Below are 21,036 nucleotides of genomic sequence, written 5' to 3'. Positions count from 1 at the left end.
ACTCAGAACTCAGTCGGTACCGAGGTCGTCGAGGAAGGCCAGGGCCGCCGCCCAGGCCCGCTCGGCGGCCTCTTCGTCGTAGTCGGGCAGCTCCGGGTCGGTGAAGACGTGGCCGGCGCCGTGGTAGCGGTGCACCTCGACGTCGGCACCGGCCCGGCACATCCGCAGGTACCAGGCGTTCAGCCAGTCCTCGGGCTCGAACGGGTCGGGCTCGGCCATGTGCAGCTGCACCGGGATCTCGGTGTGGGCGTCCTCACGCAGGTCGGAGGTGCCGTGCAGGAGCAGCAGGCCGAGCGCGTGCTCATCGGCGAGCGCCAGGTTCTGCGCCAGTGCGCCGCCGAGCGAGAAGCCCGCGTAGACCAGCCGGGTGCCCGGGGTGAGCAGCGGGGCAGCCGCGCCGACCGCCCGGCGGAGCAGTTCGTCGCTGCCGATCTCCTCGTTGTACGCGGTGGCCTCGTCGACGGTGTCGAAGACCTTGCCGTCGTAGAGGTCGGGCACGGTGACCTGGTGCCCGGCGGCGCGCAGCCGGTCGGCGGCGGCGTGCACGGCGGGGCGCAGGCCGAAGGCGGAGTGGAGGAGGAGGATCTGGGCCACGGTGGCGAGGGCTTCCTGAGAGGTGGACGGGTGTCGTCCCATCCTCCCTCACCCGGCTCTCAGGACACGATGTCCTTGCGCGCGAAGCCCCGGAACGCCAGGGCCAGCAGGATCAGCCCGTAGGAGACCGAGAGCGAGACGCCCTGGATCATGCCGCCCACCTCCAGCTGCGGCTGCAGCGCGTCCGCCCAGGCGTACTGCCAGTGCGCCGGCAGCCACTCGCGCAGCGAGCCGAGCGCCGTGATGGCGTCCAGCACCCCGGTGATGATGGCGATGAAGACCGCGCCGCCCACCGCGCCCAACGGGTTGTCGACCGCGGTGGAGAGGTAGAAGGCGAGCGAGCCCACCACCAGTTCGCTGAGCACGATGAACGCCACCGCGATCGCCAGCCGCGGCAGCACCTGCTCGGCCGGCAGTGCGCCGCCGGTGGGCAGCCGCAGGTCGCCCCAGCCGTAGACCAGGGTGCCCAGACCGAGTCCGACCAGCGGCAGCAGCACGATCGCCGCGCTGGAGAAGAGCAGCCCGATGGCCAGCTTGCGGGCCAGCAGCCGGCCCCGGGGCACCGGCGCGGCCAGCAGGTAGCGCAGCGACGACCAGCCGGCCTCGGCGGCCACCGTGTCGCCGCAGAACAGCGCCATCGGGATGACCAGCAGGAACCCGGTGCCCATGAAGAGCATGGTGGCCGCGAAGTTCGGGCCGGAGGCGGTGGCCAGCGCGATGAAGGTGGTCCGGTCGGTGCCCTGCCGGGCGCCGCCGAGCTGCAGGGCGGCCAGCACCAGGAAGGGCATGGCGAACAGCACCGCGAAGATCACCAGGGTGCGCCGGCGGCGCAGCTGGCGCAGCGCCTCCACCCGCAGCGGCAGGGTCCGCTGCGGGCGGTAGCCGAGCGCCCGGTCGGCCTGGGCAAGGCTCATGCGCCCGCCTCGCAGAGCTCGGCGGAGGCATTCGCCCACGCGCGCCTTTCAACGATGAGTTCGCTCCGCTCACTCATGCAACTGCTCCTCTCAGAGCGATGAGGCTCATGCGCCGCCCCCGATCAGTGAGAGGAACGCGTCCTCCAGGCGGCGGTGCGGTCCGGCCCGTTCCACCGGCACGTCCAGTCGGACCAGCTCGGTGATCAGCTCGGTGGCCGTCATGCCGTTCAGCCGGACCAGCAGGCCGTGCTCGACCGTCTCCACCTCGGCGATGCCGGGCAGCGCCTCCACCTTGCCGGCGGCGACCAGCAGCCGTTCCGGCCCGTAGCTCGCCGGGGTGCCGACCAGCAGCAGCTCGCCGCCGCCGACGATCTCGCCGACCTCCCCGGCGGTGACCAGCCGGCCGCGGTCCATCACCACCAGGTGGGTGCAGCTCTGCTCGACCTCGGCCAGCAGGTGGCTGGAGACGATGACGGTGCGTCCGCCGGCCGCGTAACGGATCATCACCTCGCGCATCTCGCGGATCTGCGGCGGGTCGAGCCCGTTGGTCGGCTCGTCGAGGATCAGCAGCTCGGGCAGGCCCAGCATGGCCTGGGCGATGGCCAGGCGCTGGCGCATGCCCTGCGAGTAGGTGCGCACCGCGCGGTTCAGGGCCTCGCCGAGGTCGGCGATCTCCAGCGCCTCGTCCAGGTGGGCGTCGGCGGCGGGGCGGCCGGTGCTGCGCCAGTAGAGCTCCAGGTTGGCCCGCCCGGTCAGGTGCGGCAGGAAGCCGGCGCCCTCGACGAACGCGCCGACCCGGGAGAGCACCGGGCTGCCGGGCCGCACGGCGTGGCCGAACACCCGGATCTCGCCCTCGTCGGGGCGGATCAGGCCCATCAGCATCCGCAGCGTGGTGGTCTTGCCGGCGCCGTTGGGTCCGAGCAGGCCGAGCACCTGGCCGCGCTGCACGGTGAACGAGAGGTCCCGCACCGCGTAGCGGTCCTGGGCGCCCTTGTAGCGCTTGCTCAGCCCGGTGATCTCCAGCGGCACGTCGGCCAGCACCGGGTCGGGCGGCGGCAGCGCGCGGCGGCGCCGGGCGGTGAGCAGCAGTACGGCGCCGACGGCCAGCGCGACCAGCGGCAGCGCCCAGGTGCGGGTGGGCAGTGCGGTGGGCTCGGGGGTCAGGGCGGCGTCGGTGGGCACGGTGATCGGGCCGGCCACCGCCACCTGGTAGGTGGCCGGGTCGCTGGGCGAGGCGTAGGCCAGGTCGGTGCTGGAGAGGGTGAGCCGCAGCCGGTGGCCGGCCGGGAATGAGTAGTCGACGGCCGGCAGCCGGACGGTGACGGTGCGGCCGCCCGGGGTGTCGGCGCCGGTGACCCGCAGCGGGGCGGCGAGCTGCTGGGGCAGCGTGGTCTTGCCGTCCGGGGCGAGGTCGTAGAGCTTGGCGAAGAGCACCGCGTCGGGCCGGTCGGCGTGCACGGTAACGTCGGCGGTGGGGGCGCCGGTGAGCTGGAGCGATCCGTCCAGCGGCGCGGAGTCGAAGGAGGCGGACTGCCCCGGGAAGTCGAGGGAGAGGCTCACGCCCAGCTGGGAGGCTTGGCTGAGGGCGCCGAGGCCGGGCACGGTGGAGATCGCCGGGGGCGCGCCACCGGGCGGGTTGGAAATGGTCTGCGGAGCGCCGGTCAGCTGGACGGTGCGCTGGGCGGTGCCGTTCAGGCCCGGGTAGCTGCTGCCGTCGGCGCCGCGCAGCACGGCCTGGAAGCCGGTCGAGTCGACGCCTCCGGTGCGGGTGACCCGGAAGGCCGGGCCGGTGCCGGTCGACTGGTGCTTGAGGTAGTGGTCGAACCAGCTGGTCACCCGGGTGGTCACCCGGTCGCTGGTCTCCAGACCGCCGTCGTGGCCGCCGGCGAACCAGTCCACCGAGACCGGCGCGCCGTTGGCGGCGATCGCCTTGGCCATCTGGTCGCCCTGGTCGAGCGGGAAGAGCGAGTCCTGCTGGCCCTGGACCACCAGGGTCGGCACCTTGATCCTGGACGCGTACGCGGACGGGCTGGACTTCTCCAGCAGGGCGACGGCGGCCGGGTCGGGTCGGCCGCTGCTGGCCACCCGGTTGTACATGGCGCACAGCTCGGGGGTGAACCGCCCGCAGCCGACCGGACCGCTCTGGACGCTCACCGGCTTGTTGTTGCCCGAGCTGATGATGTCGCCGGAGGAGCCGGTGGTGAAGAAGATGCCGGCCCAGAGCTTCTTGAACACGCCGTCGGCCGGGCTGCTGCCCTGCACGCTCTGCGGGAAGAGCGCCTGCGGCAGGTCCCACCAGGTGATCTGGGGCGCGATGGCGTCGATCCGCGGGTCGGCGGCGGCCGCCAGCAGCGCTATCGCGCCGCCGTAGGAGGCGCCGGTGATCCCGACCCGCGGGTCGCCCGGGCCGTCCAGCTGGACCTCGGGCCGGGTCGCCAGCCAGTCGACCAGGTGCTTGACGTCCTGCACCTCGCCGTCCTGCGCGTTGAGCCCGATCTGCCCGGTGGACTTGCCGAAGCCGCGGGCCGACCAGGTGAGCACCGCGTAGCCGGAGCGGGCCAGGGTGCGGGCCTCGCCGGCCTCGTCCGCCTTGCTGCCGCCGAAGCCGTGGGCGAGCAGGATCGCGGGGCGCGGGCTGCTGCCGGTGGTGAAGAAGGAGGTGTCGATGCGGACCTGGTCGCTGCTGCCGGGCGCCTGGGGCATCGAGAGGAACCGGTCCTGCTCGTGCACGGCCGCCTGGCCGCTCGCCACCGCGGTGACGGTTCCGAGCCCGATCAGCGCGACCAGGGCGAGTCCGGCCGCCAGCACCCGACGGCGGGTCGGCTTGAAACGTCCGCGCAGGCTCATGGAAGCCGATCCTATGTGCGGTAACTGAAGATCTGCTGAAGAGCGTTCAGGACCCTGGCGTACTACGGCTGGTCGATTTCGGCGCTTTGTCCGGATCGGCGCGTATCGTGTGGCTGTGCTCTGGCCGCTCGTCACGCTGCTCTCCATCGCCGCCGTCACCCTGCTGACCGGCTGGCTGGTGGACCAGGCACTGCAGCGGCTGAGTGCCCGGCATCCCAGCGAGACGGTCTGGGCGCCGCTGCGGCGCTGCCGGGTGCCGATCCAGCTGGTGGTGGCGACCGGGCTGCTGCTGGGCCTCGGCTGGGTGGTCCATCCGGGCAAGGACCTGCGGCACGTGATGCTGCTGGCGCTGATCGCGTCCATCGGCTGGCTGGTCGTGCGGATCGACGCGGCGGTGCTCACCGCCGCGCTGGCCCGCTACGAGAGGGTGATCGACGATCCGGCGCGGCTGCAGCGGGTCCGCACCCAGCTGAGCATCCTGCGCCGGGTGCTGAGCGCGCTGATCGCCGTGCTCACCGTCGCCGTGATGCTGCTGACCTTCGGCACCCTGCGCGCGATCGGCACCAGCCTGCTGGCCTCCGCCGGCATCATCGGCATCGTGGCCGGCATCGCGGCGCAGAACACCCTGGGCAACTTCTTCGCCGGCCTGCAGATCGCGTTCGGCGACACCGTGCGCATCGGCGACACGGTGGTGGTGGACGGCCAGCAGGGCATCGTGGAGGAGATCACCCTGGTCTGCCTGGTGGTGCGGCTCTGGGACGACCGGCGGCTGGTGGTCCCGGTCTCGTACTTCGTCGCCCGGCCGTTCGAGAACTGGACCAGGCGGGACGCGGCGCTGCTCGCCTCGGTGCTGCTGCACCTGGACCACACCGTGCCGGTGCCCGAGCTGCGGATGCGGCTGCGCGAGGTGCTGGCCGCCAGCCCGCACTGGGACGGCCGGGACTCGGCCCTGGTGGTGTTCGACTCCACCCCGAGCACCGTGCTGCTGCGGGCCACCATGACGGCCGCCGACCCGGCACAAGCCTTCGCGCTGCGCTGCACGGTGCGGGAGGAGCTGATCGCCTTCCTGCGGGACCGGTACCCGCACGCACTGCCCCGGGTGCGGACCGGCGACTGACGGGCCGTCAGTCCCGCTGCTCGTGCAGTATGTGGTCCACGCAGACCGCGAGCACCAGCAGCATGGTGGTGTCCGCCGGCTCCATCACGTCCACCGCATAGGTGTCGCGCAGGCTGAACCAGCGCCGGGAGACGTGCGCCAGGGTGGTGCCGCGGTGCTGGATGTCGAACTCGCGGTCCCACAGGTTGCCGTTGATCCGCAGCTTCCGCCCGTCCCGCAGCTTGACCACGAAGCGGTCGCCGAACAGCCGGAAGAGCCGCCGGCTGATCTTGCCGAGCCGCTCCCCGTCGTGCTTGATCAGTATGGTGTGGTGCCAGGTCATCGCCTTGCGCACGATGGTGGCGGCGGTCTGGCCCCAGGGGTCGACGAACGCGAAGGTGGTGCGCAGCCGCAGCAGCTTCCGGTCGACCTTGAACACCTTCTCGCGGTGCTCGGTCTCTATCCACGCCTCTTCGTGGAAGGCGAACATGCGGTCGCGCACCAGATAGCGCACGGCTCCCCCTTGTGACGAACTACCAGCGACTCAGAGCGTCTTCACCATGGTGCGGTGCGGGATCCCGGCGTCGTCGTAGACCGGGCCCTGGGCACGATAGCCGAGCCGCTCGTAGAAGCCCATCGCCACCACCTGGGCGTGCAGCTCGCACTCCTTGGCGCCGAGCGCCCGGCCGGCCTCCTCAACGGCGCCAACCAGCGCCGCGCCGAGCCCGGTGCCGCGGGCCGCCGCCAGCACGGCGAGCCGGCCGAGCAGCACCCGGTCGGCGATCCCGGTGAGCGCCAGGGCCTGCTCGCCGCTGATCAGCCGGGCGGTGCCGAGCGGCGCGCCGCCGGCGTCGCGGGCCAGCAGGTGCACGGAGGTGGCGTCCAGCTCGTCGTACTCCAGCTCCGCCGGGATGCCCTGCTCCTCGACGAAGACCGCCCGGCGCACCTCGAAGGCGGCGTCCAGCGCGGCCTGGTCGCCGGCCGTGCCGATCACCGCAGCCATCAGCTCTCCCCGGCGATCACGTCGAGGGCGTGCTGCAGGTCGGCCGGGTAGGGGCTGGAGAACTCCACCCACTCGCCGTCCGCCGGGTGCTCGAAGCCCAGCGAGACCGCGTGCAGCCACTGGCGGGTGATCCCCAGCCGCTTGGCCAGCACCGGGTCGGCGCCGTAGGTGAGGTCGCCGACGCAGGGGTGGCGCAGGGCCTGCATGTGCACCCGGATCTGGTGGGTGCGGCCGGTCTCCAGCTTGACGGCGAGCAGCGAGGCGGCCCGGTAGGCCTCGATCAGGTCGTAGTGCGTGACCGATGGCTTGCCGTCCCGGGTGACCGCCCACTTCCAGTCGGAGCTGGGGTGCCGGCCGATCGGGGCGTCCACGGTGCCGCTCAGCGGGTCGGGGTGGCCCTGGACCAGGGTGTGGTAGCGCTTGTCGGTGATCCGGTCGTGGAACTGGCGCTTGAGGTCGCTGTAGGCGCGCTCGGACTTGGCGACCACCATCAGGCCGGAGGTGCCGACGTCGAGGCGGTGCACGATGCCCTGGCGCTCGGCGGCGCCGGAGGTGGAGATCCGGTAGCCGGCGGCGGCCAGGTGGCCGATCACGGTCGGGCCGGTCCAGCCCGGGCTGGGGTGGGCGGCCACCCCGACCGGCTTGTCGACCAGCACGATGTCCTGGTCGTCATGGACGATCCGCATGCCCTCGACGAACTCGGGGACGATCTGCACCGGGGCGGCGGGGGCCGGGATCTCGACCTCCAGCCAGGCGCCGGCCGTCACCCGGTCGGACTTTCCGGCCTGCGATCCGTCGATCCGGACCTTGCCGTCGGCGGCCAGCTCGGCGGCCTTGGTCCGCGAGAAGCCGAACATCCGGGCCAGGGCGGCGTCGACACGCTCGCCCTCCAGGCCGTCCGGAACAGGGAGGGAGCGGGTCTGCGCTGCGGTACTCACCCGTACGAGTATGCCGTAACGGCTGCTCTCAGTTGGCCTGGTCGTCCTTGGCCGGCTCGGCCGGGGCCTCGGAGCCCTTGGCCTCCTTGGCCTGCTCGGCCGCCGGAGCGGCGGTGCGGTGGGTGCTGCCATCGGGGTTGCTGCCGCGGAACGAGAGCAGCACCACCAGGATGCCGCCGCAGACGATGGCCGAATCGGCCAGGTTGAAGACCGCGAAGTGCTGCACCGAGATGAAGTCGACGACATGGCCGCGGAAGGTGGCCGGGGACCGGAAGATCCGGTCGGTCAGGTTGCCCAGCGCGCCGCCGAGCAGCAGGCCGAGCGCGATCGCCCAGGGCAGGCTGTAGAGCCGGCGGGAGATCCGCCAGATCACCACGATCACCGCGGCGGCGATCACCGTGAAGACCACCGTCATGGTCTGGCCCATGCCGAAGGCCGCACCGGCGTTGCGGATCACCTGGAGGGTGACCACGTCGCCGATCACCTGGATCGGCGAGTGGCCCTCCAGCTTGGCGACGACCAGCAGCTTGCTGCCCAGGTCGAGCAGGTAGGCGAGCAGCGCCACCGAGAAGAGCAGGGTGAGCCGGCGGCGGCGCACCATCGCCCGCAGCTCGCTCGGCTCGGTGACGGGGCTGGCGCCCGCGAGCTGGGACTCCTCGTCCCGCGTCTGGGGGGAACCTGGGGTAGTGATGATCCGCTCCGCTGCCGAGAAATGGGGCCGACGTTACGGGGTCGAGCATACGGCTCGCGGACCGCGCGTCGGCCCGACCCCGGTCAACACCCTTGTAACGAGTGTCAGCGGCGTTCCTGCTTGGCCTTGCAGCTGACGCAGAGGGTGGCCCGTGGGAAGGCCTGCAGCCGGGCCTTGCCGATCGGCTGCCCGCACGACTCGCAGGAGCCGAACTCGCCGCCCTCCAGCCGGGCCAGCGCGCGCTCGCTCTGGTCGAGCATGTCGCGGGCGTTGTTGGCCAGTGACAGCTCGCTCTCCCGGTTGATGTTCTTGGTGCCGGCGTCGACCTGGTCGTCGCCCGCGCCGTCGTTGGAGTCGCGCATCAGGCCGGTGAGCGCCGCCTCGGCGGCCTCGATCTCGGCCTTGAGGCGCCGCACGTCGTCGTTGAGCTCCTCGTGCACCTCGGCGACCTCGGCCGCGGTCCACGGGTCCTCACCCGGGCGGACCGGCAGCTCGGCCGGGTCGACCGACTCGGCGGTGAGCCGGGTGGCCGCCCGGGCACCGCTGCCCGAGGGGACGTGGTTGCGACTGGCGGCCGTCCGGCCGGTGGTGGTGCTGGTCTTCCGCCGTGTCGTCGTGGTCACGGAACCCTCCCCTTGGTCGCCTGCCATGGCCTTCCGGATCCGCCTGGTAGCGGTACCCGTGCCCGTTGCCTTCTCAGCCATGGCTCGACCCCATCTACGAATGACTCCGGCCGACGGTTCCCGTCGGCCTCCGGTCCCGGAACGATAATCCTGATCGAATCCGGTCACAACGGGACATACCGGCGCCACCCCGCGATCCCACCCGGGCAGCGGTTACACCTCGGTCCCAGGGCAGCGACAAGGTTGTGCCCAGAACATCACCGGTTAACCGCCCTGCTCAGCGGGGCCGGGCCCGGTTGGCCGAATTCGGTTGCCCGCTCCCTATAGACTGGGCCGGCAAGGCGCAGATGGGACGAGTACCGACGTACGCAGCCAGGAGCGACCCGGGGATGGTGCGAGCCCGGGGGTGTGCGCGGCGGGAAGATCACCCCGGAGCCGCCGGAAGAACGGCCGCCTCGGCCTACTAGACCCGGTAGCAAGACCCAAGGAGTGGGCCGTCGGCAGGACCGCGACGGCCAAGGAGGGTGGTACCGCGGGGCGCCAGTCGTCTCGTCCCTCCGTCGGAATGCCCGTCCACGCATCCGTCGGAGGCGCAGTGACCAGCTACAACCCCGTCCCCGCCCAGGTCGACCTGCCCGCACTCGAGCACGGCATCCTCAGCTTCTGGCGCGACCAGAAGGTCTTCCAGCGCAGCCTGGAGCAGTCCGAGGGCCGCCCCGAGTGGGTCTTCTACGAGGGCCCGCCGACCGCCAACGGCATGCCGGGCGCCCATCACATCGAGGCCCGCGTCTTCAAGGACGTGTTCCCGCGCTACCGGACCATGAAGGGCTACCACGTGGCCCGCAAGGCCGGCTGGGACTGCCACGGCCTGCCGGTCGAGCTGGCAGTGGAGAAGGAGCTGGGCTTCTCCGGCAAGCCGGACATCGAGAAGTACGGCATCGCCGAGTTCAACGCCAAGTGCCGCGAGTCGGTGACCCGGCACACCGACGAGTTCACCAAGCTCACCGAGCGGATGGGCTACTGGGTCGACCTCGACGAGGCGTACCGGACCATGGACCCGTCCTACATCCAGTCGGTCTGGTGGTCGCTCAAGCAGATCTTCGACAAGGGCCTGCTGGTCCAGGACCACCGCGTGGCGCCCTGGTGCCCGCGCTGCGGCACCGGCCTGTCCGACCACGAGCTGGCCCAGGGCTACGAGACCGTGGTCGACCCCTCGGTCTTCGTGAAGTTCCCGCTGACCAGCGGCCCGCTGGCCGGCCAGGCGTCGCTGCTGGTGTGGACCACCACCCCGTGGACCCTGGTCTCCAACACCGCCGCCGCCGTGCACCCCGAGGTGACCTACGTGGTCGCCACCGACGGCACCGAGCGCCTGGTGGTCGCCGAGCCGCTGGTGGGCAAGGCGCTGGGCGAGGGCTGGGAGCCCACCGGCGAGTCGTTCACCGGCGCCGAGATGGAGCGCTGGGCCTACCAGCGGCCGTTCGACCTCGTAGAGATCGAGGACGCCCACTTCGTCCTCAACGCCGACTACGTGACCACCGAGGACGGCACCGGCATCGTCCACCAGGCCCCGGCCTTCGGTGCCGACGACCTCGCGACCTGCCGCAAGTACGGCCTGCCGGTGGTCAACCCGGTCGAGGCCGACGGCACCTTCGCCGCCGAGGTGCCGCTGGTCGGCGGGCAGTTCTTCAAGAAGGCCGACGAGGCACTGGTCGCCGACCTCAAGGCCCGCGACCTGCTGTTCCGCCACCTCCCGTACGAGCACAGCTACCCGCACTGCTGGCGCTGCCACACCGCGCTGCTCTACTACGCGCAGCCGTCCTGGTACATCCGGACCACCGCCGTCAAGGACGCGATGATCCGCGAGAACGAGGCCACCAACTGGTACCCGGAGACGGTCAAGCACGGCCGCTTCGGCGACTGGCTCAACAACAACATCGACTGGGCGCTCTCCCGCAACCGCTACTGGGGCACCCCGCTGCCGATCTGGCGCTGCGAGGAGGGCCACCTCACCTGCGTCGGCTCGCTTGCCGAGCTGGGCGAGCTGACCGGCACCGACCAGAGCGACCTCGACCCGCACCGCCCGTTCATCGACGCGGTCACCTTCGCCTGCCGTGAGTGCTCCGGCACCGCCGTCCGGGTGCCCGAGGTGATCGACGCCTGGTACGACTCGGGCTCGATGCCGTTCGCGCAGTACGGCTACCCGCACCAGAACAAGGAGCTGTTCGAAAGCCGTTATCCGGCCCAGTTCATCTCCGAGGCGATCGACCAGACCCGTGGCTGGTTCTACACCCTGATGGCGGTCGGCACCCTGGTGTTCGACAAGTCGTCCTACGAGAACGTGGTCTGCCTGGGCCACATCCTCGCCGAGGACGGCCGCAAGATGTCCAAGCACCTGGGCAACACCCTGGAGCCGATCCCGCTGATGGACCAGCACGGCGCCGACGCGGTGCGCTGGTTCATGGCGGCCGGCGGCTCGCCCTGGTCGGCCCGCCGGGTCGGCCACGGCACCATCCAGGAGGTGGTCCGCAAGACGCTGCTGACCTTCTGGAACACCGTCGCCTTCCAGGCGCTGTACGCGCGGACCGCCGGCTGGGCGCCGAGCGCGACCGACCCCGCCCCGGCCGACCGCCCGCAGCTGGACCGCTGGGTGCTCTCCGAGCTGAACCAGCTGGTCAAGGACGTCGACGTGGCGCTGGCCGACTACGACACCCAGCGGGCCGGCAAGCTGCTCTCCGGTTTCGTCGACGACCTGTCCAACTGGTACGTCCGCCGCGGCCGCCGCCGCTTCTGGCAGGGCGACGCCGCCGCGCTCGCCACCCTGCACGAGGCCCTGGAGACGGTCACCCGGCTGATGGCGCCGCTCACGCCGTTCATCACCGAGCGGGTCTGGCAGGACCTGGTGGTGCCGGTCACCCCGGACGCCCCGGCCTCGGTGCACCTGTCCAGCTGGCCGGAGGCGGACCAGGAGCTGATCGACGCGGACCTCTCCCGGCACATGGCGCTGGTCCGCCGCCTGGTCGAGCTCGGCCGGGCGACCCGCGCCGAGTCCGGCGTGAAGACCCGTCAGCCGCTGTCCCGCGCGCTGATCGCCGCCCAGGGCTGGGACGAGCTGCCGGCCGACCTGCGGGCGCAGATCGCCGAGGAGCTCAACGTCTCGGTGCTGGAGTCGCTCACCGAGGTCGGCGGGTCGCTGGTCGACACCACCGCCAAGGCCAACTTCCGGGCGCTGGGCAAGCGGTTCGGCAAGGGCGTGCAGGAGGTGGCGAAGGCGGTGGCCGCTGCGGACGCCGCCGTGCTGGCCGCCGAGCTGCGCGCCTCGGGCGAGACCTCGGTCCAGCTCGACGGTGAGACGATCAGCCTCTCCCCCGATGAGGTGATCATCACCGAGACCCCGCGCGAGGGTTGGGCGGTCGCCAACGAGTCCGGCGCCACCGTCGCCCTCGACCTGGCGATCACCCCTGAGCTCAAGCGCCTCGGCATCGCCCGCGACGCGATCCGGCAGATCCAGGAGGCCCGCAAGAACTCCGGCCTCGACGTCGCCGACCGGATCGTGCTGCGCTGGCAGTCCGCGGCCGAGGAGACGGTCGCCGCCATCACCGAGCACGGCCCGCTGGTCGCCGAGGAGGTGCTGGCCGTGGACTTCGCCGACGGCGCCGCCGACTGGGAGTCGGACACCTTCGCGGACGAGGGTCTGGAACTGACCTTCCAGCTGCGCAAGGCGTAACACCGCACTGGCTGAGGGCCGGGGCCGCGCGCACGGGCGCGGCCCCGGCCCTCAGCCGTCGGCACCTCGGAGCACGGAAGCGCGGAAGCACGAACGAGGGCGCCCCCACCGCATCGCGGTAGGGGCGCCCTCGTGGGTGTGACCCGACTTAGTTGTCGCCGTCCTCGTCGATGAGGAAGCCGCGCATCGGGGCCGGGGCCTGCTGCATGGGCTGCATCGGCTGGGGCGGCTGCGGACGGACCGCGGCCATCGGCTGGGTCATGCCGGCCGGGGCCATCTGCGGCGCGCCGCTGCCCGAGGGCTGCCCGCCGCCGAACGACGGCTGGCCGTTGCCGCCGCCGAAGGACGGGGAGCTGCCACCGAACGACGGGCTGGAGCCGCCGAAGGAGGACTGACCGCCGAACGACGGGGCACCGGTGGAGGCCATCGAGGAGGCCGCCGGCGGCAGCGAGGCGGTGGCCGGGATCCGCGGCGGAGCCAGCGAGTCGTCCGCCTGCGACTCCAGCTGGCGCAGCTGGGTCTCCAGGTAGGACTTCAGGCGGGTGCGGTACTCGCGCTCGAAGGCGCGCAGGTCCTCGACCTTGCGCTCCAGGGTGGCGCGGGCGGACTCCAGGGAGCCCATCGCGACCCGGTGCTTCTCCTGAGCGTCCCGCTCCAGCGCGTCGGCCTTGGCGCGGGCGTCCCGCTCCAGGCCCTCGGCACGGCTGCGGGCCTCGCCGACGATCTTGTTGGCCTCGGAGCGCGCCTCGGAGATCGCCTGGTCGGCGGTCTGCTGAGCGAGCGCCAGCACCCGGGCGGCGCTGTCGCCACCGGGACCCTGCTGCTGCATCGGGCCGCCGAGCGGGCCACCACCGAGCGGACCGCCCATCGGCGCCAGCTGCTGCTGACCGCCCATGGTCTGGCCCATCTGCTGCGGCATCTGGCCACCCATCGGGCCGCCCTGCTGCATCGGCGACGGCATCGGCTGCAGCATCTGACCGCCCATCGGCTGCACCAGCTGCTGCTGGCCGCCCATGGTGCCCATGCCCTGCTGCTGCGGCATGCCCTGCTGCTGCACCAGCTGCTGCTGACCGCCCATGGTGCCCATGCCCTGCTGCTGGGGCGGCATGCCCTGGCCGGGCATCTGGCCCTGCTGCGGCGGCATGCCCTGACCGGCCGGCAGCTGCGGAGCGCCGGACGGCAGACCCAGCGGCTGGCCGCCCATCTGCTGCTGAGGCTGGGGCTGCTGCTGGCCGGGACCCTGCTGACCAGGGACCGGCGGACCGGATATGGCGGCGGGCACCGGGGCACCGGGCCGCTGCGCGTCCTGCGGAGGCTCCTTGCGCATGTTCGCCTGGTTCTGCGCGGCAGCCCGGGTCGCGGCGGCGAGCTTGGCCCGCAGGTCCTCGTTCTCGCGCAGCAGGCGGGTCAGCTCGGCTTCGACCTCGTCGAGGAAGGCATCGACCTCGTCCTCGTCATAGCCTTCGCGCAAGCGGACGGTCGTGAACTGCTTGTTCCGAACGTCCTCGGGGGTCAACGGCATCTCTTCACCTCAACGTGATCGTCGGCACAGATGGCATCCTGCCGCATCGCTCACCACGGCAGACGCTGCACGAGCGAGATCAGGGCATACACAATGATCATCAGTACGAAGAAGGACAGGTCGAGCGCCACGCCCCCGAGACGCAACGGCGGGATAAACCGCCGAAGAAGCTTGAGTGGCGGATCCGTGACAGTGTACGTGGCCTCCAACAGCACCACCATGGCCTTGCCCGGTCGCCAAGAGCGGGCGAACTGGAAGACCCAGTCCATGACCAGGCGGAACAGCAGAATCACCAGGAAGACGGTCAGTGCGTAGTAGAGCACTGCCCCCACGATCCCCATCGGGTATCCCTCTCCCGGTTTCTTCCGCTACCGCTTGGTCACTCACTGTCCATCAGGTCCACACATGTCGTCGTGGCCGGGTCAGCTCTGGTTGAAGAACCCACCCTCGGCGATCCGAGCCTTGTCCTCCGCCGTGACATCGACGTTAGCAGGAGACAGCAGGAACACCTTCTGAGTCACGCGCTCAATGCTGCCGTGCAGACCGAAGACGAGTCCAGCCGCGAAGTCTACGAGCCGCTTCGCGTCGGTGTCGTCCATCTCGGTCAGATTCATGATCACCGGGGTACCGCCACGGAACTGTTCCCCGATGGTACGGGCCTCGTTGTAGGTCCTCGGGTGCAGCGTGGTGATGCGGTACGACTCCCGCTCGTTGACGACCTTGGGCATGATCACCGGGGCACTCTTCTCCAGATTCTGGCGGCGTTCGGGTGTGATGGACGACACGGGGGCCATCCGGGGCTGCTCCTGCCGGATCGGCACGGCGGCCGCCACCGGCTGGGGTTGGGGCGCGATCGAGGCAACCTGCGCCGTGGGGGCGGCGGCGGGCGCCGCCGGGCGCGGGATGTCCTCGGTCCGTCCGGTCCGGATCGGCTCGGGGTCCGTGTCGTAGTCGTCGTCCGGGTCGTAACCCTGGCCGTCGTACGTCTCGTCCTCCACGAGGCCGAGGTAGACCGCCATCTTGCGCATTGCGCCGGCCATGCTCCTGTCCTCCGCTCTGTGGTGGATCGGCTCGGTCACTGGCCTGGCCCGCGAAACCCGGCTCCGTCGAGTACGGTGACCCAGGGAGCCAGGTGCCCAGGACCGCGGTCCGCTCACCTTCCGTCAGATCCCGACTACGGTGAGCCGACGATCCGTCAGTCCGTGTGCGTGGCCGCGGCCTTACGATCCACGATGTGCTGTCGGTTCAGCAGGACTAATCCGTGCTTTGTCCTGATTTGTCCTGCAGTCTGATCTACTACCCGGTGACGTTACCCGAGGGGTGACCTCGCACCGAGCACCGCCGTACCGACGCGTACATGTGTCGCCCCGGCGGCAATCGCCTGCTCGAGGTCGCCGCTCATCCCTGCCGACACCATCGTGGCAGCCGGATGGCTCGCGCGTACGGCGGTTGAGATTTCCGCCAGACGCGTAAAGGCGGCGGACGGGTCGCCGGTCAGCGGACCGGTGAGCGGAGCGACCGTCATCACACCGTCCAGCCGCAGACCGGGCGTGTCGGCGATCAGATCGGCCATTTCCAGCACCTGCTCCGGGGGCACCCCGGCCCGGCCCTGGGCCGTGCCGCCATCGAAGGCGACCTGCACCAGGCAGCCCAGCTCCCGGCGTTCGGCCTTGAGCACCGCCTCGGAGAGGGCGCTGACCAGCCGGGACCGGTCGACCGAGTGAACATGGTGCGCGTAGCGCACCACCGAGCGCGCCTTGTTGGTCTGCAACTGTCCGACGAAGTGCCAGATCAGCGGCAGGTCGGCGCAGTCGGCCGCCTTGGGCGCGGCGTCCTGGTCGCGGTTCTCGGCGACGTGCCGCACCCCCAGCGAGGCGAGCAGCCGGGTGTCCGAGGCGGGGTAGGTCTTGGTGACCACCACCAGGGTCACCTCGGAGCGGGGCCGGCCGGCCGCCGCGCAGGCGGCGTCGATCCGCCGTTCGACCGTGGCGAGGCCGGCGCGGAGCTGCTCAAGGCGCGCGGCCGGGACCCCGGCCGACTGTCCTTCCGTCATATCTCCTGTCCCTCCTCTTGTTCACACTGCCCGCTCACACGACGATGCCCACCCCGGCCAGTGGCGGGATGGGCATCGAAGCCTGCAGAAGATCCTACAAATTACTTCGAGCAGAGCCTCACTTCAGGCCGTGCCCTACTTCAAGAAGTCCGGCACGTCGAGCTCCTCGGCCGGGCTCTCCACGTAGGGCAGCCGGGTCGGCTGCACCTGCGGCGGCACCGGTGGGACCACCGGGGGCTCCGGCTTGACCGGGGCCGGGGCGCTGTCCTCGGTCGAACGACCCGTCACCGAGCCGACGCCGCCGTAGGGTCGGCTGGTCGGACGCTCGGCGGGCGGGGCCGGGGTGGTCTTCACCACCGGGTCGCGCACGATGGCCGGCGGCTGGCCGCCGTCGAAGCCGGCCGCGATCACGGTGACCCGGACCTCGTCGCCCAGCGCGTCGTCGATCACCGCACCGAAGATGATGTTGGCCTCGGGGTGCGCCGCCTCGCTGACCAGCTGCGCCGACTCGTTGATCTCGAACAGGCCGAGGTCGGAGCCGCCGGAGATGGAGAGCAGCACGCCGCGGGCGCCGTCGATCGAGGCCTCCAGCAGCGGGGAGGAGATCGCCATCACGGCGGCCGCCTTGGCGCGGTCCTCGCCGCGCGCCGAGCCGATCCCCATCAGCGCCGAGCCCGCGTCCGACATGACCGACTTGACGTCGGCGAAGTCCAGGTTGATCAGACCCGGAGTGGTGATCAGGTCGGTGATGCCCTGGACGCCGGAGAGCAGCACCTGGTCAGCCGAGCGGAACGCGTCCAGCACGCTGACCTGGCGGTCGGAGATGGAGAGCAGCCGGTCGTTCGGGATGACGATCAGGGTGTCCACCTCCTCGCGCAGCGAGGCGATGCCGTCCTCGGCCTGGTTGGCCCGGCGGCGGCCCTCGAAGGTGAACGGGCGGGTGACCACGCCGATGGTCAGCGCGCCGAGCGAGCGGGCGATGTTGGCCACCACCGGCGCGCCGCCGGTGCCGGTGCCGCCGCCCTCGCCGGCCGTGACGAAGACCATGTCGGCCCCCTTGAGGACCTCCTCGATCTCCTCGCGGTGGTCCTCGGCGGCCTTGCGGCCGACCTCCGGGTTGGCCCCGGCGCCGAGGCCGCGGGTGAGCTCCCGGCCGACGTCGAGCTTGACGTCGGCGTCGCTCATCAGCAGGGCCTGCGCGTCGGTGTTGATCGCGATGAACTCGACGCCCTTCAGACCGACCTCGATCATCCGGTTGATGGCGTTGACACCGCCGCCGCCGATACCGACGACCTTGATGACTGCGAGGTAGTTCTGCGGTGCTGCCACGTCGAAGGCCTCTCGCCTCGGATGTCCGGGTCGGCTTCCTGGGTCTGGGAGAGCCGACGGATGTCGATGGGTGGGGAGCCCGGTTCCTGACTGATTGTCCGAAATGGAGACCGCCGACCCGAACCCTAAACTTGACGTTGAGGGTTCACGCCGCGCCTACGTCAACGAGCCGCGAGGCACAGCCTGGTGACACAGGACACTAAGTGCCGGGCGGGTCCGTGTTCAACGAACACGCCGAGCTTCCCTTTTTTCTTTTGAGCCTATGTGATCATCGCCCAGTGACAAGCACCAGGCTCAGCCCTGGAGCTGACGAAGATTCGAGACCACCCAGGGTCGGGGACGCATCGACAGATCGTCAATGACTCCCCAGCATCAGAACCTACCCGATTTCGGTCAACTCGAGATCGCCGGGGCATCAGGAGCGGTCACGTCATAGACCTTGGCGGACTGCTTCAGCAGTGCCCGCAGCACGACCGCCTTGCGGTCGACCTGCTCGGGACTCCCCCAACGGATCGTCACCCCGCTCGGCAGTCCGATCTCGATGTCGTCATACGAACGGACCAGCAATGACGGTCCCTGCTTGGCCACTTCGGCCGGCAGACCGGCCGCGACCTTGACCGCGCCCTGCACCAGCGCGGCCTGCGGCAGCACCGCGGCGGCGTCCTGAGCGGGCTGACTGAGCTGCAGCTGGACCACCGGAACCCCCGCCGGTGGTGTGTCCGCGGTGGCGAAACTCACCCCGGATGCATCCATTTGGGTGAACTTACCGTCAGCACCCTTGACGGCTGCCACTGGTTGACGCTCGATCACCTTGATCCGCAGGGTGTGCGGCCAGCCGCGCCAGACCTCGGCCCGGGCCACCCTGGGGATGGCCTGGACGCGGTGCTGTACCGCGTCCAGGTCGACCCGGGCGAGCGGACCGTGCTGCAGCGGCCCCACGGCCTGGCGCACCTCATCCACCGTCAGCTGGTCGTTCTGCAGACCCTGGATGGCGACCGTGCGCACGTCCAGCGCCGAGGAGAAGAAGATCACCCAGCCGATCACGGCCAGCACCAGGGCGCCCAGCGAGCTGAGCACCACGATGCCGCGCCGGGAGAGCCGCAGCGGGACCCGGACCGGCTCGTCCGGGTCCTCGTCCGCCTCGGCGGCCCGGGCCCGCCGTTCGCCGACCAGCCGGTCAGCCACGTCGCCGGCCGCCACGTGCCGCGTCGATCGCTTCGTAGACCATGCCGACCAGCAGCTCGTCGGCGTCCCGGCGGCCGAACTCGGCGGCGGCCCGGCTCATGTCCCACAGCCGCTGCGGGTCGGTGAGCACCGGGAGCACATTGGCCATCACCCAGTCCGGGGTCAGCTCGGCGTCGTCCACCAGCAGGCCACCGCCGGCCTTGACCATCGGCTGGGCGTTCAGCCGCTGCTCGCCGTTGCCGATCGGCAGCGGCACGAAGGCGGCCGGCAGGCCGACCGCGGCCAGCTCGGCCACCGTCATCGCGCCGGCCCGGCAGAGCATCAGATCGGCGGCGGCGTAGGCCAGATCCATCCGGTCCACGTAGGGCAGCGCCCGGTACGGCGGCATGCCCGGGATGTCGTCGATCTGCGGCAGCTCGTTCTTCGGGCCGACCGCGTGCAGGATCTGCACGCCGTACTGCTGCAGCCGCGGCGCGATCGCCTGGACGGTCTCGTTGAGCCGGCGGGCGCCCTGCGAACCGCCCGAGACCAGCAGGGTGGGCAGCCGCTGGTCCAGGCCGAAGTAGGCCCGGGCCTCGGGGCGCACCGCGTTGCGGTCCAGGGTGGCGATGGTCCGGCGCAGCGGGATGCCGATGTAGCGCGAGTCGCGCAGCTTGCTGTCCGGGGTGGAGACCGCGACGAAGTCGCTGTAGCGGGCGCCGATCTTGTTGGCCAGGCCCGGGCGGGCGTTGGCCTCGTGCACCACGATCGGCACCCCGGCCCGCTTGGCGGCCAGGTAGGCCGGCATCGCGACGTAGCCGCCGAAGCCCACCACCGCATCGGCGTTGACCCGCTCGATGATCTCCTGCGCCGCGCGGACGGTACCGCGCAGCCGACCGGGAACGGTGATCAGCTCGGGGGTGGGCTTGCGGGGCAGCGGAACGGCCGGAATCAGTTCCAGCTGGTAACCGCGCTCGGGTACCAACCGGGTCTCCAGGCCGCGCTCGGTGCCGAGCGCGGTGATGCCGATGCTGGGGTCGTGCCTGCGCAGCGCGTCCGCGAGCGCCATGGCCGGCTCGATGTGGCCGGCGGTGCCTCCGCCGGCGAGTACGACATGCACCGAAATTCACCGCTCCCTGCGCGGTGGCCGGGGAGCCGACCGCGCTGTGGTTCGTCGTCGTGGCAGCACCCGGCGCAGACCTGTCCTGAACCGGGACTTCGAGCTCCGGGCGGCGAGCGCCGCCTTCGCTCCGGGAAGGCTGCGTGCGAAGCAGAGCAGCATCCCGATCGCCGTCATGGCCGACAGCATCGCGGATCCCCCGTAGGAGAACAGCGGGAGGGGCACGCCCGCGATGGGCAGCAGTCCCAACGCCGACCCCAGGTTGATCATGGCCTGGGCCATGATCCACGTAGTGGCGGCTCCCGCGGCATACCTGACGAAGGAGTCCTTCGTGCCGATGGCCACTCGGATACCCGCATACCCTAGTGCCGCGAAGAGACCGATAACCGACAGCGTCCCCACCAGACCGAGTTCCTCACCGGTCGCGGCGAAGATGAAGTCGGTGTGCGCCTCGGGCAGCTGGCCCCACTTCTCGTAGCCGGCGCCCAGGCCGGTGCCGAAGGTGCCGCCCAGCCCGAAGGCGTAGAGGCCGTGCAGTGCCTGGAAGCAGTCGTGGTTGGCGACCGGCTTGGTGATGCCGATGCAGGACAGCCGGTCGAGCCGGTGCGGCACGGTGATGATCAGCGCGGTGCAGGCCACCACGGCGATGCCCAGGGTGGCGACGAACAGCCGCAGCGGCGCGCCGACCATCCAGAGCAGCGCGAAGACCATGGCCACCAGGATCATCGAGGTGCCCATGTCGCCGCCGAGCATGATCAGCATCAGCAGCACCAGGGCGCCCGGCACCAGCGGCACCAGCAGGTGCTTCCACTGGGTCAGGGTGCCGGCCTTCTGCTTGCGGGCCAGCAGGTCGGCCGCCCAGAGCAGCAGCGCCAGCTTGGCGAACTCCGAGGGCTGCACCTGGAAGAAGCCGAAGTTCAGCCAGTTCCGGTTTCCGTTGACCTTCATCCCGATGCCGGGGATGGCCACCAGCACCATCGCGCCGATCGAGCCGAGCAGCACCGGATAGGCCAGCACCCGGTGCACCGCGACCGGCACCCGGGCGGCGGCCACCAGCAGGGCGCTGCCCAGCACCACCGCGACCAGCTGCTTGCGGAAGAAGAACTGGCCGGGCAGGCCGTCGCGGATCGCGGTGATGTTGGACGAGGAGAAGACCATGACCAGGCCCAGCACCAGCAGCAGCGAGGCCGAGCCGAGCAGCAGGTAGTAGGGCGTCAGCGGGCGGCTCAGGGTGTAGCGCAGCCGCTCCCGCAGGGCCCGCAGCCGGCCCACCGCCCCCTGGGCCTTGAAGACCGTGCTGGTGGCGGAGATCAGCGCCGGACCCGACGAGGACGGCGCGGTCGTGTCCGCCTTGCTCTGACCCGCCACCGCGCCGTCCCTCTGTGTTAGTCGCCACTCTCCCCCAGCCTGACGGCTGG

The 21,036-nt window shown here is 71.2% G+C and carries 18 protein-coding genes; 2 read left to right on the top strand and 16 right to left on the bottom strand.

All coding sequences use genetic code 11. The annotated features are described in order from the left end of the window. Window positions 1-9: 9 nt before the first annotated feature. The 3 genes from E6W39_RS30755 to E6W39_RS30745 all read right to left on the bottom strand — a co-directional run bounded on the left by E6W39_RS30755 (window position 10) and on the right by E6W39_RS30745 (window position 4,355). Window positions 10-636 (bottom strand): dienelactone hydrolase family protein, encoded by a 627-nt coding sequence (locus E6W39_RS30755; protein ID WP_141636267.1) that lies wholly within the window; start codon window positions 634-636, stop codon window positions 10-12. Window positions 637-653: 17 nt separating this feature from the next. Beyond that, window positions 654-1,508: an ABC transporter permease gene (locus E6W39_RS30750; RefSeq protein WP_141636266.1), complete on the bottom strand. Its 855-nt coding sequence runs from the start codon at window positions 1,506-1,508 to the stop codon at window positions 654-656. Window positions 1,509-1,613: 105 nt separating this feature from the next. Further along, complete coding sequence (locus tag E6W39_RS30745; RefSeq protein WP_141636265.1) at window positions 1,614-4,355, bottom strand: alpha/beta fold hydrolase; 2,742 nt, start codon at window positions 4,353-4,355, stop codon at window positions 1,614-1,616. 115 nt (window positions 4,356-4,470) lie between these two features. Between E6W39_RS30745 and E6W39_RS30740 the strand changes: the two genes are divergently transcribed. Then, a complete protein-coding gene (locus E6W39_RS30740; protein ID WP_228718425.1) occupies window positions 4,471-5,472 on the top strand; it encodes a mechanosensitive ion channel family protein in 1,002 nt (333 codons plus the stop codon). 7 nt (window positions 5,473-5,479) lie between these two features. Here the strand turns inward: E6W39_RS30740 and E6W39_RS30735 are convergent, their stop codons facing one another. The 5 genes from E6W39_RS30735 to E6W39_RS30715 all read right to left on the bottom strand — a co-directional run bounded on the left by E6W39_RS30735 (window position 5,480) and on the right by E6W39_RS30715 (window position 8,706). Continuing rightward, entirely contained in the window at window positions 5,480-5,965 is a 486-nt protein-coding gene (locus E6W39_RS30735; protein WP_141636263.1) for an LURP-one-related/scramblase family protein, read from the bottom strand. 30 nt (window positions 5,966-5,995) lie between these two features. After that, window positions 5,996-6,454, bottom strand: a complete 459-nt coding sequence (locus E6W39_RS30730) for a GNAT family N-acetyltransferase (RefSeq protein ID WP_141636262.1) — start codon at window positions 6,452-6,454, stop codon at window positions 5,996-5,998. Beyond that, window positions 6,454-7,392 carry an RluA family pseudouridine synthase gene (locus E6W39_RS30725; protein WP_101379921.1) on the bottom strand — a complete coding sequence of 313 codons (939 nt, stop codon included), beginning with the start codon at window positions 7,390-7,392 and terminating at the stop codon, window positions 6,454-6,456. Before E6W39_RS30725 ends, E6W39_RS30730 begins: the two co-directional genes overlap by 1 nt. Window positions 7,393-7,420: 28 nt before the next feature. Then, window positions 7,421-7,993: a signal peptidase II gene (lspA, locus tag E6W39_RS30720; protein ID WP_220140283.1), complete on the bottom strand. Its 573-nt coding sequence runs from the start codon at window positions 7,991-7,993 to the stop codon at window positions 7,421-7,423. A gap of 194 nt (window positions 7,994-8,187) precedes the next feature. After that, on the bottom strand, window positions 8,188-8,706 hold the full coding sequence (locus E6W39_RS30715) for a TraR/DksA family transcriptional regulator (RefSeq protein WP_407658504.1): 519 nt from the start codon (window positions 8,704-8,706) through the stop codon (window positions 8,188-8,190). 595 nt (window positions 8,707-9,301) lie between these two features. On the opposite strand from E6W39_RS30715, the gene ileS reads away from it, so the two are divergent. Further along, complete coding sequence (ileS, locus tag E6W39_RS30710) at window positions 9,302-12,430, top strand: isoleucine--tRNA ligase (RefSeq protein WP_228718424.1); 3,129 nt, start codon at window positions 9,302-9,304, stop codon at window positions 12,428-12,430. Window positions 12,431-12,578: 148 nt separating this feature from the next. On the opposite strand, the gene E6W39_RS30705 is transcribed toward ileS, so the two are convergent. The 8 genes from E6W39_RS30705 to ftsW form a co-directional block, all read right to left on the bottom strand. Continuing rightward, complete coding sequence (locus E6W39_RS30705) at window positions 12,579-13,952, bottom strand: DivIVA domain-containing protein (protein WP_141636258.1); 1,374 nt, start codon at window positions 13,950-13,952, stop codon at window positions 12,579-12,581. A gap of 50 nt (window positions 13,953-14,002) precedes the next feature. Beyond that, entirely contained in the window at window positions 14,003-14,293 is a 291-nt protein-coding gene (locus E6W39_RS30700) for a YggT family protein (protein ID WP_101379928.1), read from the bottom strand. A gap of 81 nt (window positions 14,294-14,374) precedes the next feature. Then, a complete protein-coding gene (locus E6W39_RS30695; RefSeq protein WP_141638045.1) occupies window positions 14,375-14,992 on the bottom strand; it encodes a cell division protein SepF in 618 nt (205 codons plus the stop codon). A gap of 269 nt (window positions 14,993-15,261) precedes the next feature. Then, window positions 15,262-16,005: a YggS family pyridoxal phosphate-dependent enzyme gene (locus E6W39_RS30690; protein ID WP_141636257.1), complete on the bottom strand. Its 744-nt coding sequence runs from the start codon at window positions 16,003-16,005 to the stop codon at window positions 15,262-15,264. Between the two features lie 135 nt (window positions 16,006-16,140). Continuing rightward, on the bottom strand, window positions 16,141-17,334 hold the full coding sequence (gene ftsZ / locus E6W39_RS30685; RefSeq protein ID WP_141636256.1) for a cell division protein FtsZ: 1,194 nt from the start codon (window positions 17,332-17,334) through the stop codon (window positions 16,141-16,143). Between the two features lie 393 nt (window positions 17,335-17,727). Next, window positions 17,728-18,519, bottom strand: a complete 792-nt coding sequence (locus E6W39_RS30680; protein ID WP_181799511.1) for a cell division protein FtsQ/DivIB — start codon at window positions 18,517-18,519, stop codon at window positions 17,728-17,730. Beyond that, a complete protein-coding gene (gene murG / locus E6W39_RS30675) occupies window positions 18,512-19,618 on the bottom strand; it encodes an undecaprenyldiphospho-muramoylpentapeptide beta-N-acetylglucosaminyltransferase (RefSeq protein ID WP_101379933.1) in 1,107 nt (368 codons plus the stop codon). The genes E6W39_RS30680 and murG overlap by 8 nt, the downstream gene beginning before the upstream one ends. Window positions 19,619-19,624: 6 nt before the next feature. Beyond that, on the bottom strand, window positions 19,625-20,986 hold the full coding sequence (gene ftsW / locus E6W39_RS30670; RefSeq protein ID WP_141636254.1) for a putative lipid II flippase FtsW: 1,362 nt from the start codon (window positions 20,984-20,986) through the stop codon (window positions 19,625-19,627). Window positions 20,987-21,036 lie beyond the last annotated feature (50 nt).

The sequence above is a fragment of the Kitasatospora acidiphila genome (assembly GCF_006636205.1).
GTDB classification, from domain to species: Bacteria; Actinomycetota; Actinomycetes; order Streptomycetales; family Streptomycetaceae; genus Kitasatospora; species Kitasatospora acidiphila.
The sequence above is the reverse complement of the archived record's forward strand: the minus strand, read 5'-3'. Positions and strand labels throughout refer to the sequence as shown.